General features: G+C 66.0%; 10 protein-coding genes. 7 read left to right on the top strand and 3 right to left on the bottom strand.

What is annotated here, in order from left to right:
• Window positions 1–62: 62 nt before the first annotated feature.
• From IAG41_RS03825 to IAG41_RS03815, 3 genes are all read right to left on the bottom strand, one after another.
• Window positions 63–2,792 carry a TonB-dependent receptor gene (locus tag IAG41_RS03825; protein WP_187727231.1) on the bottom strand — a complete coding sequence of 910 codons (2,730 nt, stop codon included), beginning with the start codon at window positions 2,790–2,792 and terminating at the stop codon, window positions 63–65.
• 220 nt (window positions 2,793–3,012) lie between these two features.
• Window positions 3,013–4,080, bottom strand: a complete 1,068-nt coding sequence (locus tag IAG41_RS03820; RefSeq protein WP_187727230.1) for an acyl-CoA dehydrogenase family protein — start codon at window positions 4,078–4,080, stop codon at window positions 3,013–3,015.
• A 135-nt stretch (window positions 4,081–4,215) separates the two neighbouring features.
• On the bottom strand, window positions 4,216–5,436 hold the full coding sequence (locus IAG41_RS03815; RefSeq protein ID WP_187727229.1) for an acyl-CoA dehydrogenase family protein: 1,221 nt from the start codon (window positions 5,434–5,436) through the stop codon (window positions 4,216–4,218).
• 313 nt (window positions 5,437–5,749) lie between these two features.
• Here IAG41_RS03815 and IAG41_RS03810 point away from each other — a divergent pair, with 313 nt between their 5' ends.
• The 7 genes from IAG41_RS03810 to IAG41_RS03780 all read left to right on the top strand — a co-directional run bounded on the left by IAG41_RS03810 (window position 5,750) and on the right by IAG41_RS03780 (window position 12,953).
• Window positions 5,750–6,970 (top strand): MFS transporter, encoded by a 1,221-nt coding sequence (locus IAG41_RS03810; RefSeq protein WP_187727228.1) that lies wholly within the window; start codon window positions 5,750–5,752, stop codon window positions 6,968–6,970.
• A 52-nt stretch (window positions 6,971–7,022) separates the two neighbouring features.
• Window positions 7,023–7,727, top strand: coding sequence for a glutathione binding-like protein (locus IAG41_RS03805; RefSeq protein ID WP_187727227.1), 705 nt, complete (start codon window positions 7,023–7,025; stop codon window positions 7,725–7,727).
• 61 nt (window positions 7,728–7,788) lie between these two features.
• A complete protein-coding gene (locus IAG41_RS03800) occupies window positions 7,789–9,297 on the top strand; it encodes a class I adenylate-forming enzyme family protein (RefSeq protein WP_187727226.1) in 1,509 nt (502 codons plus the stop codon).
• A complete protein-coding gene (locus tag IAG41_RS03795; RefSeq protein ID WP_187727225.1) occupies window positions 9,294–10,070 on the top strand; it encodes a thioesterase family protein in 777 nt (258 codons plus the stop codon). Before IAG41_RS03800 ends, IAG41_RS03795 begins: the two co-directional genes overlap by 4 nt.
• Before the next feature lie 176 nt (window positions 10,071–10,246).
• Window positions 10,247–10,735 carry an EF-hand domain-containing protein gene (locus IAG41_RS03790; RefSeq protein ID WP_187727224.1) on the top strand — a complete coding sequence of 163 codons (489 nt, stop codon included), beginning with the start codon at window positions 10,247–10,249 and terminating at the stop codon, window positions 10,733–10,735.
• A gap of 87 nt (window positions 10,736–10,822) precedes the next feature.
• Window positions 10,823–11,542 carry a response regulator gene (locus IAG41_RS03785; RefSeq protein WP_187727223.1) on the top strand — a complete coding sequence of 240 codons (720 nt, stop codon included), beginning with the start codon at window positions 10,823–10,825 and terminating at the stop codon, window positions 11,540–11,542.
• A 22-nt stretch (window positions 11,543–11,564) separates the two neighbouring features.
• Entirely contained in the window at window positions 11,565–12,953 is a 1,389-nt protein-coding gene (locus IAG41_RS03780) for a sensor histidine kinase (RefSeq protein ID WP_187727222.1), read from the top strand.
• Window positions 12,954–13,028: the final 75 nt, after the last annotated feature.

Here is a 13,028-nt window from a genome sequence, read left to right as displayed (position 1 = left end):
ATTGAGCAAAAAAAACGGGCCCGCGGTTTCCCGCGAGCCCGTCCTCCACCTCCCCAGGTGATTCAGAAGCGCGAACGCAGTGTCACGCCATAGGTCCGCGGCTCGGACAGAAAGGAGGAGAATATCTGCGATCCGCCCGGATAGCCCGCCGTCGGCGTGGTGCTCACCGCCTGGAACGGCGAGCTGAACCCGACTTGCATGTAATTCGCCTTGGTCAGGTTCTGGCCCCAGACTTCGAGCGACCAGAGCTGGTTCTCGCTGCTGATGCCGATGCGGCCGTTGACCACCACGAAGCTGTCCTGCTCCTTCTGCGGGAACAGGTCCGAGCCGGTGTTGTAGTCGTCCGAGAGACGCGCATCGATATAGGCCAGGCCGCGCAGGCCGCGCCCGATCGACGGCGTCCACGCAAGCGAGCTGGTCACCACGAACTGCGGCGCGTTCGACATATTGTCGCCGGGCAGAAGCCGCAGCGCGGGATCGAGCGGCGCCCCGCTCCGCGATCCCACCAGGTTGTTGGCATAGCGCGTATCGGCATAGGTCATGCCGAAATTGGCGTGGATGTCGCGTACCGGCGTCATCCCCATCTCGATCTCGATACCCTTGGAGACCACGCCCGGCTTGATCTTGCCGGTGCAGGCACCAGTGGCAGCGCTCGTGTCACGGTCGCCACCGTTGAGATTGTCGGCGCAGCCATTGATGTTCTGCACCAGATAGACGGTGCCGTTGAACGTGTTGAGCTGGAAGTTGCTGAATTCCTGACGGAACAGCGCGAGATTCAGGTTGAAGCCGCGCGTGCTGTACTTGGCGCCGATCTCATAGGCGTTGACGGTCTCCTCGTCGAACTGGAGCACGTCGGAATAATAGCCGGCATTGGCCGCGCTGATCGGGAAGATCGGCAGCGGCTGGGTCGCACTCGGATTCTTGAACGCCGAGCGATCGAGGTTGAAGCCGCCGGCCTTGTAGCCGCGCGAATAGCTTCCATAGATCAGCAGGTCGTCGATCGGCTTCCACGAGAGCACCGCGGTGCCCGTGAACCTGTCCTCCTTGCGCTCGTCGTCGAGCGTCAGCGCGTTGAGCGCCGAGGACGATCCACCCTGGCACGAGAGCGTGATGATGCCGCCGGCAAGCGGCGCCAGGCTCGGAATGCCCATGAACGGCAGCAGCGCCGCTTGTTGTGCCGGGCATATCGTGTTGGTGTTGCGGAAGTCGGCGCCCAGCTTCTTGGTCTCATTGGTGTACCGCAGGCCCAGGGTCAGATCGATGGTCTTGGTCAGGTGGATGATGTTGTGCGTGAAGAAGGCGAAATTGTCGCTGGTCTGATCGAAGTTCGCGGTGTCGTCACCGACGTCGCGCACCGTGTCGAGCCGCTGCAGTCCGCCGACCATCGCCGCGCCCGCCGCGCCCAGCGGACCCGCCGGATTGCTGAGGAACGCCACGCCGGTCGGGCTGAGGCAGCCGACCTGGCTCGGCGAATAGAACGGATTGAACGAACCATAGACGATGCGGCAGCTCGCGAACCGGCCATATTGCGATCCGAACTTGAGTTGCGCCTTGGTCGTCAGATCCTCATGCGCGTAATAGCCGCCGACCAGCCAGTCGAGCCGGTCGCCGAACGCCTTGCCCTGGAAACGCAGCTCCTGGCTGAAGGTCTTGAACTCGCGGCCGCTGTCGGGGCCGAAATAGAGGATATCGGCCAGGCCGTAATCCGCGTCCGCCGCCTGGTACGAGGTGTATTTCCGATAGGCAGTGATCGACGTCATGTCGACGCCGCCCAGATTCCAGTCGACCTGGCCCGAAAAGCCGTAATCCTTGGTCGTGCCCGCATAGCTGCGGTTGGGCGAGACCGCGATGCGGCGCGAATAGCCGTCGTTCGCCGCCGGGAAATATTGCGCGAAGGTCGTGCCGGTGATGCCGGTCAGCACGGTGGCGACCGAGCTGGTCGGCGTGATCAGGCCCCGGTTGGCGGGCGACACATCGGCGGTGGCATAGACCGCCCCGCAGCAATCCTCCTTGCGGTGGCTGTAATCGGCGATCAGCCGCACCGAGATATCGGCGTTCGGCTGGTACAGCGCCTGTGCGCGGATCAGGTAGCGATCGCGGTTGTTGACGTCGTACCCGGTGTTGACGTCCTTATAGTAGCCGTCGCGCTTGGCATAGAGCCCGTCGAGGCGCAGCGCGAGCTGCTCGGTCACCGGCCCGGTCACCGCGCCCTGGAAGCGCAGATAGTCGTAATTGCCATAGGTCGCCTCGGCCATGCCGCCGAACTCGAACTGGGGCTGCTTGGTGACGATGTTCAGCAGGCCCGCCGATGCGTTGCGGCCGAACAGCGTGCCCTGCGGCCCGCGCAGCACCTCGACGCGCTCGATCTCGCCCAGGTCGTTCAGGCCCAGGCCGGTGCGCGAGCGATAGACGCCGTCGATGAAGGTCGCGACCGAGCTTTCGAGGCCCGGATTGTCGCCCACCGTGCCGACGCCGCGAATGCGCGCCGAGGCATTGGCCTCGCTGCCGGTCGAGGAGACGAGCAGCGAAGGTGCAACTTGATTGAGCTGGCGGATATCGGTTGCGCCGGTGCGCTCCAGCGTTTCGGCGCTCACCGCCGAAATCGCGAGCGGCACGTCTGACAATATCTGCGCGCGTCCCTGCGCGGTGACGACGATGTCGTTGGGGTCGGTGACCTCGTTCTGATCGTCGCTGGTTTGCGTCTGCGTCTGGCTGTTCTGCGCATAGGCGGGCGCTGCGAGCGCCACGATCATCGCCGGCACCGCGCAGGCCGACATAAGGCGTAACCGCATCATCATCTCATCTCCCATAAGGCCGGAACACTTGGCGGTTCCATACCCTATCCTCGAATACAGCTTTTTCCCCGAGAGCCGTCAAGCAGAACAAGAGTTGCAAAGCGGGACTGGCTTGAGGGTGTTGCGCAAATACCATAGCTGTTGCCACGACGCGGGCACACGGAACCGATCTTCGAATCTCGAAGTTGTCGGGGCCTCGAGGGCTTTGGAGGCGTGCTCAGTAGCCGTTCAGCCGCGCGAAGCGCTCGCGATGCCAGGCAGCGTTGCCCCACATCGCCTCGAGCACCCTTGCGCGCTTGAGGTAGAAGCCCGCATCATGCTCATCGGTCATGCCGATGCCGCCGTGGAGCTGGACCATCTCTCGGCTGACCAGCTGCAATGTCTCGCCGGCGACTGCCTTGGCAAGGCTCACCGCCTGGCTGACGTCGCGATCGGCATCGATCGCCTCGAACGCGCCCTCCACCACCGACCGCATCAACTCGAGCTCGGTGAACATCTTTGCCATGCGATGCTGCAGCGCCTGGAACGATGCGAGCACCTGGCCAAACTGGACGCGCGTCTTCAGATAGTCGTTGGTCTGCGCGAAAGCAGCCTCGGCCATGCCCAGCATCTCGGCACAGGACGCCGCGGCGGCACGATCGGTCACCGCGGTGAGCAGGTCGGCGCGGCCTTCCAGTTTCTCGGCGGGCGCGCCGTCGAAGCGCACCTGCGCATGGCTACGGGAATCGGCGAGCCTGCGCGGCGATCGCGTCACGCCTTCCTCGCCCGAGACGAGATAGAGGCCGTCCTTGGCCGCCACGACGAAAAGCTGCGCGCTGTCGCCCTCGGCGACGAATTCCTTGGTGCCGGTGATGCGGCCGTTGCTGGCTTCGGTCGCAATGCGATCGGGCGCGAAGCGCGGGCCTTCGTCGACCGCCAGCGTCGTAACGACTTCGCCCGTGGCCAGGCGTGGCAGCCATTCCGCCTGCTGCTTCTCCGAACCGCCGAGCAGGATCGCGCTGATCGCCGCCGCTGTCGCCGCCAGCGGCGTGGCGGTCAGCGTGCGGCCGAGCTGCTCGAGCACCAGCCCGAGCGAGAGAATGCCCATCCCCACGCCGCCCTGCGCCTCGGGCACCAATATGCCGGCCCAGCCCATCTCGGCCTGCGCGCGCCATGCCTCGGCGTCGTAGAAGTCCGCGGGCGCGGCATCGCGCATCCTGCGGAACGCGGTGACGGGCGATTCATTGTCCGCCCATTCGCGCGCCATGTCGCGCAGCATCGTCTGTTCTTCGGTTAGGATTGCCATCTTCTTCTTCCTTCCCCCTCTCCCGCCTGCGGGAGAGGGTCGGGGTGAGGGTGTGTCGTACAAACTTCAGCGGCGCACGCGGGGCCAGGACTCACCCTCACCCCAGCCCTCTCCCGCAAGCGGGAGAGGAAGCAGTCATTGGTGATCCAGCATCCCCAGGATGCGCTTGGCGATCACGTTGTTCTGGATTTCGGTCGACCCGCCATAGATCGACACCGCCTTACCGAAGAGCCATGTGCGCACGTCGCGCAGCTCCTCGTCGCTGAAGCCCTCGCCTTCCCAGCCAAGCCCCGCGAGCCCGCGTATCTCGATCAGCAGTTCGGATCGTTCCTGCATGATCCGCGCGCCGACATTCTTCATGATCGAGGTCGCGGCCGAAGGACCCTGGTTCGACTTCGCCTCCATCGCCGCACGCCTGAGCGTCAACATGAAGGCGCGCAGATCCATCTCGTGCCGCACGATCCGCGCGCGCAGGTCGGCGTCGGCGATCCGGCCCTGTTCGTCCGTGCCGACATACTTCTTGGCGATCTGTCCGAGCGACGCCCCGGCGAACATCCGTCCTGCCGTCGATCCGCCGCCCGACAGGCTGTTGCGCTCGTGCTGGAGCAGCCGCTTGCCGATCGTCCAGCCCTGTCCCTCTTCGCCGACCCGATTGGCCTTGGGCACTTTCACGTCGGTGAAGAAGGTCTCGCAAAAGGGCGAGGAGCCCGAGATCAGCCGGATCGGCTTCACTTCCACTCCCGGGCTGTCCATGTCGCAGAGCAGGAAGGTGATGCCCTCATGCTTCTTCGACTTGTCCGTGCGGACGAGCATGAAGCATTTGTCGGCCCATTGCCCGCCGCTGGTCCAGGTCTTCTGGCCGTTGACGACATAATGGTCGCCTCTGTCCTCCGCGAAGGCCTGGAGGCTCGCCAGGTCCGATCCCGCGCCGGGCTCCGAATAGCCCTGGCACCAGCGCACCGTCCCCTGCGCGATCGCCGGGATATGCTCGTGCTTCTGCGCCTCGCTGCCATATTCGAGCAGCGTAGGCCCGAACATCATCACGCCCATGCCGCCGATCGGATTCCAGGCACCGATCCGCGCCATCTCTTCCTGCAGCAGGCGCGCCTCGGAGCGGGAAAGGCCACCGCCGCCATATTCGCTGGGCCAGGTCGGCACGCCCCAACCCTTCTCGCCCATCGCCTTCTGCCAGGCATCCTCCTCGGGCGAATTCTCGTGCGGTCCCTCGACCGCGGACATCGCATTGTCCTTGCCCTTCAGGCTGGGCGGGAAATTTGCCGCGAGCCATTCGCGGGTCTCGGTGCGGAACGCGTCCAGCGGGTTCGCCGCCGCTTCGATTTCGGATGCTGTCGCCATTTACCTCTCCTGCGCCTTTCCAACGCTTGTTTCGAAATTGCGGTATGGACAAGCGAGCGTCAAGCGCTCGGTGTAAGAAATCCCTTTTCCATATGCCGCGCCTGTGCAGTGTTCCCTTATTGTTCCAATCGTGGTAGAGCCCAACTCGTTCGTCACCCCGGCACTTCGGCCGGGGTGACGATAGAAGGGTGGTCGCCACAATCGAAGCCGGACTCAAAACACCGCGGGCGTTGACCCACGTGAGGAGTGCGACTTTTGTGGCTTTTGGAACGGACGCAATCGGTTAAAACATCGCCGAACTTGGGGACGACAGATGCAATTCCACCATCGCGCGGTGCCGATCGTGCTGTCCGCCGTGCTGATCGATTCGATCGGTTTCGGCATCGTCCTCCCCGTCCTTCCCCGGCTGGTCGTCGAACTCGCGCATGTCGGGCTGGCCGACGCGACGCGGATCGGCGGCTATATGCTCGTCGCCTTCGCGCTGGCGCAGTTCTTCGCCGGGCCCATCCTCGGGAGCCTGGGCGACAGTATCGGACGGCGCCCGGTGCTTTTGTTCTCGATGCTCGCTTTCGCTGCCGACTATGCGCTGATGGCCGCCGCGCCGACGATCGGGTGGCTGTTCGTCGGGCGTGTCGTCGCTGGCATAGCCGGGGCGGTCTATGGACCGGCAAACGCCGTGCTTGCCGACGTCACCCCGCCCGAGAAGCGCGGCGCCACCTTCGGCCTGATGGGCGCGGCATTCGGCATCGGCTTCATCCTCGGACCGGCTTTGGGCGGGCTGCTCGCCTCGTTCGGCCCGCGCGCCCCGTTCATCGCCGCCGCCGTGCTCGCCGGGCTCAACGCGCTGTGGATCCTGATCGTGATGCCGGAGACGATGACGCCCGATCGCCGCCGCCCGTTCGACCTGCGCCAGGCGCATATCTTCGCGGCGTTCAAGCCGCTGTTCCACGCCGGCAACGCCAAATGGCTGCTGCTCGCCGCCTTCCTCTGGCAGTTCGCGCACATGGTCTATCCCGCCACCTGGGCCTTTTTCGCCGAGCTGGCGCTGGGCTGGAACGAACAGGCGATCGGCTGGTCGCTGGCGGCCTCGGGGCTGGCGATGGCCACCGTCCAGATGCTCGTCACGGGCAAGGCGATCGCCCGCTATGGCGAGGAGCGCACCGTGGTGTTCGGCATGCTTATCGGAGGTTCGGTGTTCGCCTGCTATTCCTTCGTGCGGGAGGGCTGGATGATTTATTGCCTGATCGCGGCGGGCGCGCTGCAGGCGCTCGCCTGGCCCTCGATCAACGCCCTGCTCTCGCGCATCACCGACGCCTCGCACCAGGGCGCGCTGCAGGGCGGCATGGCCAGCCTCAACAGCGTTGCCTTGATCTTCGCGCCGTTGGTGCTCAGCCAGACGCTGGCGTTCGGATCGGAGCGCGGCTTCACCGGCGGCAATTTCGTGCTGGCCGCAGCGCTCGCTTTCTCCGCACTGCTGATCGTCGCGATCAAGGTGGTCCCGCGGGTCAAATCCGCGCCCGCGACGGTTGCGTAACGAGGAGCCGCCACCCATCTCCCGCGCCTGTCCAAAGGCGGAGATTTACCCGATGATCGAGCTCTATTACTGGCCCACCCCGAACGGCCACAAGATCACGCTGTTCCTCGAAGAAGCCGGGCTCGATTACGAAATACATCCGGTGAACATCGGCATCGGCGACCAGTTCAAGCCCGAGTTCCTGAAGTTCTCGCCCAACAATCGCATGCCCGCGATCATCGATCGCGCGCCCGCCGATGGCGGCGAGCCGATCAGCGTGTTCGAAAGCGGCGCGATCCTCATCTACCTCGCGCTGAAGGCCGGCAAATTCTACGGCGAGACGCCGCGCGAGCGCACCGAGATCCTGCAATGGCTGATGTGGCAGGTGGGTGGCCTCGGCCCGATGGCCGGGCAGAACGGCCATTTCGGCGTCTACGCGCCCGAGAAGATCGAATATGCAATCAACCGCTATGTCAATGAGACCAACCGGCTCTACGGCGTTCTGAACAAGCGCCTCGAGGGGCGCGACTTCATCGCCGGCGATTACTCGATCGCCGACATGGCCTGCTATCCGTGGATCGTCCCGCACGAGGCGCATCAGCAGAATCTCGACGATTTCCCCAACCTCAAGCGCTGGTTCGAGAGCATAGCCGCGCGCCCCGCGACGATCCGCGCCTACGAGAAGGGCGGCGAGGTCCGTTCCTATGCCACCCCGATGACCGATGAACAGCGCGCGGTGCTGTTCGGCCAGACCGCGGCGAGCACGCAAGAGGCCTGACCGCGCATTTTTCGAATTTTGCGTATGGCATTCGTCGCGGCGCTCGCTTAGCTCTCCGCTCATGGGCGAGACACCTGCAAGCGCCGCGACGATGCTGGCCAGCGACTTCGCGACGCTGCCCGATCTTATCGCCGCGCATGCCCGCGAACGGGGCGACAAAACCGCACTGGTCGTTGGCCACGCGGCACTCAACTTCGTGCAGCTGGACCGCGGCATGGACCGCGTCGCAGCAGCGCTCCAGCGCGACGGCGTTCCCCCAGGCGCCGCGGTGGCGATCCTCGCGCCCAGCTCGATCGACTATGCGCTGGTGTTCCTCGGAGCCCTGCGCGCCGGCTGCGTCGCCGCCCCGCTCGCGCCTTCGGCCACCCCCGAGCAGCTTACCGCGATGATCGCCGATTGCGGCGCGCCGATCCTGTTCCACGATGCCGCGCATGCCGGCCTCGACGTCGCCGCCCGGAAGGTCGCCATGGAGCGGCTCGACGACTGGCTCGCCCCCGAGGATGCTCGCCCAGAAGCCGTCACCCGCACCTCCGACGACGCCTTCAACATCATCTATTCCTCGGGCACCACCGGCACGCCCAAGGGCATCGTTCAGCCGCATGCGATGCGCTGGACCCATATCAGCCGCGCGCCCGCCGGCTTCGGCGATGCCGTTACGATGGTCGCGACCCCGCTCTATTCGAACACCACTTTGGTCAGCTTCCTGCCCACCCTCGCCTGGGGCGGCACGGCGGTGCTGATGCCCAAGTTCGATGCCGCCGAATTCGTCCGCCTCGCCGAAAGGCACCGCGCGACGCATGCCATGCTGGTCCCGGTCCAGTATCAGCGGATCATGGCGCTCCCCGATTTCGACGCGCACGATTTGTCGAGCTTCCGCTTCAAGACCTGCACCAGCGCGCCCTTCTCCGCCGCGCTCAAGGCCGATGTCGTCGCGCGCTGGCCGGGGCTGCTCGTCGAATATTACGGCATGACCGAAGGCGGCGGCACCTGCGCATTGGTCTGCAATGCCCATCCGACCAAGCTCCACACCGTCGGCCAGCCGCTTCCGGGCAACGACATCCGCCTGATCGACGAAGAAGGCAACGAGGTTGCGCGCGGCGAGATGGGCGAGGTCGTCGGCCGCTCGCCTGCGATGATGACCGGCTATCACGGCCGCAAGGATGCGACCGGCGCCGCAACCTGGCACGATGCGGAGGGCAACCACTTCATCCGCCACGGCGATGTCGGCCGGTTCGACGAGGACGGCTTCCTGATCCTGATGGACCGCAAGAAGGACCTGATCATCTCGGGCGGGTTCAACATCTATCCGTCGGACCTGGAAGCCGTGCTCGCCGAGCATCCGCAAGTCAACGATTGCAGCGTCGTCGGCGTGCCCTCGGAGGAGTGGGGCGAGACGCCGGTCGGCTTCTATGTCGGTACGGGCGAGCCCGGTGACATCCTCGCCTGGTTCAACGCGCGTGTCGGCAAGACCCAACGCCTCTCCACGCTCGAGAAGGTCGACGAACTGCCGCGCAACACGATCGGCAAGGTGCTCAAACGCGAGCTTCGCGACCGTTATCTCGTCCGATGACGCCGATCGCCGACATATTGGCGAGCGCCGCGCGCACCGAGGCCGGCTTCACCTGCACCGTCCCCGGCGACTGGATGCAGGGCCGCACCGCCTATGGCGGGCTCTCGGCGGCGCTGGCGCTGCAGGCGGCGCTCGAATGCGAACCCGATCTGCCGCCACTGCGTTCGGCGCAGGTCGCATTCATCGGCCCGCTCGCCGGCGGGGTCACCGTCACCGCCACAAAGCTGCGCCGGGGCCGCAACGCCGCCTTCCTCCAGGCCGATGTAGCGTGCGAGGCCGGACTCGGCCTGCGCGCCACCTTCGTCTTCATGGCGCCGCTCAGCTCGGCCGTGGCGCACGACACGGCGCCCCGCGCGCCGATCGCGCCGCCCGCGCCGAACGCCGAAATCTACACCGGCCCGGACGACAGCTTCTTCACCAGCAATTTCAATTTCCACGATCCCAAGGCGGCGCCCGGCCCGGCCGAATGGCTGCGCTGGGCCCGGCTGCGCGGCCGCGACAATCTCCACCCGATGGTCGAGCTGATGGCGATCGGCGACGCGCTCCCGCCCGCCGCGTTCAAGCTGATCGAGGATCGCCGCGCGCCGCTCAGCTCGCTCAACTGGCAGATCAATTTCGTCGCGGCCCAGCCCGCGACCGAGGACGGCTGGTGGCTGCTCGCCTCCGCCGCGGATATTGCGAAGAACGGCTATTCCAGCCAGCGTATGACCGTGTGGAACGCCACTGGGGACCTGATCGCCGAGGCGATGCAGGGTGTCGCAATCTTCGCGTGAAATCCTGGCCTGCGACAATTTGCGACACATTACCCAGATCGTGACAAACCGCTGAGACAGGCGCCCGCCAAAAGGTTGTCACGGCGAGAGTGTCCCCCTCCTCTCGCCGGCAAGTTCCCCCGGCGAGGGTGTCCCCCCTCCCCTCGCCGGGCAAGTCTTCCCCGGAGTATCGCGTAATGAAGCAGCTGATCCCCGCCGCCGCGCTGTGCGCCACGCTAGTCGCCGGCAGCGCGCTTGCCGCCCAGGATCATCAGCGCCGCGATCCCCTTGCCCGCGCCGACGCCAATGGCGACGGCATAGTCACTCGCGAAGAGATGCTCGCCGATGTCGACGCGCGCTTCGCCAAACTCGATGCCAACAAGGACGGCAAGGTCACCGCCGACGAGCGCAAGGTGTTCGCCGAAGGCACCCGCCCCCGCATGATGGGCCGCACTGATGCGAATGGCGACGGCGCGGTCACGCTCGAAGAGCAGCGCGCCCAGGCCAACAAGCGCTTCGACCGGATCGATACCAATCATGACGGCAAGATCGACCAGTCCGAGCGCGACGCCGTGATGCAGCGGATGATGTCGATGCGCGGCGGCCATGACCAAGCGATGCCCGCCCCCGGCAGCGCTCCCCAGACCCCGCCGGCTGACCCGCCTTCCGCCCCCGACGGCAATTGAAGGTCAGCCGGAACTTGCCGGGCGGGCTTCCCGCCTCCTCGCCCGCCCGGCACTTCCTTCTCGCGTGCGAATTGGTACGCTGATCCCATGTCCGAGATTCCGCACCTCCTCCTGGTCGATGACGAACGATCGATCCGCGAGCCCCTCGCCCAATATTTGACCAAGCAAGGCTTCCGCGTGACGCAGGCCGGCGATGCCGAGGGCGCACGCGCCCGCATGGCTGCCTATGCGATCGATCTCGTCATCCTCGATATCATGATGCCGGGCGAAGACGGGCTCAGCCTGTGCCGCCACATCCGCGAGACCAGCGATACGCCCGTGATCCTGCTCACCGCGCGCAGCGAGGAGACCGATCGCATCGTCGGGTTGGAGATGGGCGCGGACGATTATGTCGTGAAACCCTTCTCGCCCCGCGAGCTCTCGGCGCGAATCAAGGTTGTGCTGCGCCGTTGGTCGGCCGGCGGATCGAAGCAGCATGCGCCCGAAAGCGGCAGCTTCGCCTTTGCCGGCTGGGTGCTCAAGACCGGCGAGCGCACTTTGGTCGACCGCGAAGGCGTGTCGGTCCCGCTTTCGACCGGCGAATATAATCTCCTCCACACGCTGGTGACGCGCCCGCGCCAGGTGCTCACCCGCGATCAATTGCTCGACCTGACCCAGGGCCGCGAGGCCGCCGCCTTCGATCGCGCGATCGACAATCAGGTCAGCCGACTGCGCAAGAAGATCGAGCCCGATCCCAAGAATCCCGGGCTGATCAAGACGGTCTGGGGCGGCGGCTATACGCTCGCCGCCGAAGTGACTCGCCTGTGACACGTCAGGCGGCGATGGCCGTATGAAGGCGCTGTCGCGTTTCTACCCGAAGAGCCTGGCAGGCCAGATCGCGCTGCTGGTTGGCGTCGCCTTGTTCGTCGCGCAGGCGATCAATTTCGGGCTGCTGCTGCGCGAGCGCCAGGCCGCGCGCTTCGCCCAGGTGATCGTACCCACCGTCACGCGCCTCACCGACGCATCCGATCGGCTGCTGGCGACGCGCTCGGCGCTACCCGATGCGATCCGGATCCCACGGGGCGGCTACCTCACCGACCCGCGAACGCGCGTGCAATTGCACGCGACCAATCCGCTCGATGCCAATGCCGGTCGCCGCGCCGATCTGGAGGCCAGCATTCGCAGGGGCCTCGAAGAGGGCGGTACCCATGTCGGCCAGCTCGTCGCGATCGTCCGGCCGTTCAAGCTCGACGAACGGGTGCTGAAGGAGCTCGGGCCGCGCCGCGTCGAACGATTGCAGCGCATGGGGGCCGAGCTGGTCGTCGCGGTCGAGCTGCCGGGCAAGGGCTGGCTTGCGCTCGGATCGCCCTGGCCGCGTACCGAGCTGGCGCTGATCTGGCAGCTGATCGCGCAGACGCTGATCCTCTACATCGTCGTGCTGGTGCCGGTGCTGCTCGCCGGGCGCCGCATCGCCATGCCGCTGCGCACCCTCGCCCAGGCCGCGCGCAGCTTCAAGCCCGGCGACGGCACCCCGCCGCTCGAAGAACAGGGATCGGGCGAGGTCCGCGCGGTGATCGGCGCGTACAATGCGCTCAGCCGCCGCGTGAACGGCATGCTGGACGAGAAGGACCGCATGCTCGGCGCGATCGGCCACGATCTGCGCACGCCCCTCCAGGCGCTGCGCGTTCGCATCGAATCGGTCGAGGACGAGGACGATCGCGCGCGGATGGCCGACACGATCGACGAGATGAGCCGCACGCTGGACGACATCCTCTCGCTCGCGCGTCTAGGCCGCCCCAGCGAGAAGATGACCGATGTCGATCTTTCTGCGCTGGTCGATGCGGTGGTGGAGGATTTCCGCGATCTCGATCACGACGTCACCTTCGAGGAAACGCCGCGCCTGGCGATGCACCTGCGGCCCACGCTGATGCGCCGTGCGGTCCGCAACCTGATCGAGAATGCCGTCAAATATGGCGGCGGCGCCGAAGTCTTCCTGGTACCCCGCGAACATTCGGTCGAGGTGCAGGTGTGCGATCGCGGCCCGGGCATCCCGCCCGACAAGATCGACGCGGTGTTCGATCCGTTCATGCGGCTCGAGGAATCGCGCAATCGCGATACCGGCGGAATCGGTCTGGGATTGGCGCTCGCCCGCGCGATCGTCCACGATGCCGGCGGCACGATCTCGCTGGCGAACCGCGACGGCGGCGGGTTGATCGCGACGATCGCCTTGCCGCGTTAAAGCCGTTCGGACCGCTACCTTCGTCTGAAACACATGCGGCACAAGCCGCGAGATCGCGCAGTCCATTACCGGCGG

This window comes from Sphingomonas sp. JC676, assembly GCF_014489075.1.
Lineage (GTDB): Bacteria > Pseudomonadota > Alphaproteobacteria > Sphingomonadales > Sphingomonadaceae > Sphingomonas.
The sequence above is the reverse complement of the archived record's forward strand: the minus strand, read 5'-3'. Positions and strand labels throughout refer to the sequence as shown.

Excerpts from the sequence above, each read along its gene's own strand:
- IAG41_RS03825 (WP_187727231.1), bottom strand. The coding sequence starts at position 2,792 with ATGCGGTTACGCCTTATGTCGGCCTGCGCGGTGCCGGCGATGATCGTG.
- IAG41_RS03820 (WP_187727230.1), bottom strand. The coding sequence starts at position 4,080 with ATGGCAATCCTAACCGAAGAACAGACGATGCTGCGCGACATGGCGCGC.
- IAG41_RS03815 (WP_187727229.1), bottom strand. The coding sequence starts at position 5,436 with ATGGCGACAGCATCCGAAATCGAAGCGGCGGCGAACCCGCTGGACGCG.
- IAG41_RS03810 (WP_187727228.1), top strand. The coding sequence starts at position 5,750 with ATGCAATTCCACCATCGCGCGGTGCCGATCGTGCTGTCCGCCGTGCTG.
- IAG41_RS03805 (WP_187727227.1), top strand. The coding sequence starts at position 7,023 with ATGATCGAGCTCTATTACTGGCCCACCCCGAACGGCCACAAGATCACG.
- IAG41_RS03800 (WP_187727226.1), top strand. The coding sequence starts at position 7,789 with ATGGGCGAGACACCTGCAAGCGCCGCGACGATGCTGGCCAGCGACTTC.
- IAG41_RS03795 (WP_187727225.1), top strand. The coding sequence starts at position 9,294 with ATGACGCCGATCGCCGACATATTGGCGAGCGCCGCGCGCACCGAGGCC.
- IAG41_RS03790 (WP_187727224.1), top strand. The coding sequence starts at position 10,247 with ATGAAGCAGCTGATCCCCGCCGCCGCGCTGTGCGCCACGCTAGTCGCC.
- IAG41_RS03785 (WP_187727223.1), top strand. The coding sequence starts at position 10,823 with ATGTCCGAGATTCCGCACCTCCTCCTGGTCGATGACGAACGATCGATC.
- IAG41_RS03780 (WP_187727222.1), top strand. The coding sequence starts at position 11,565 with ATGAAGGCGCTGTCGCGTTTCTACCCGAAGAGCCTGGCAGGCCAGATC.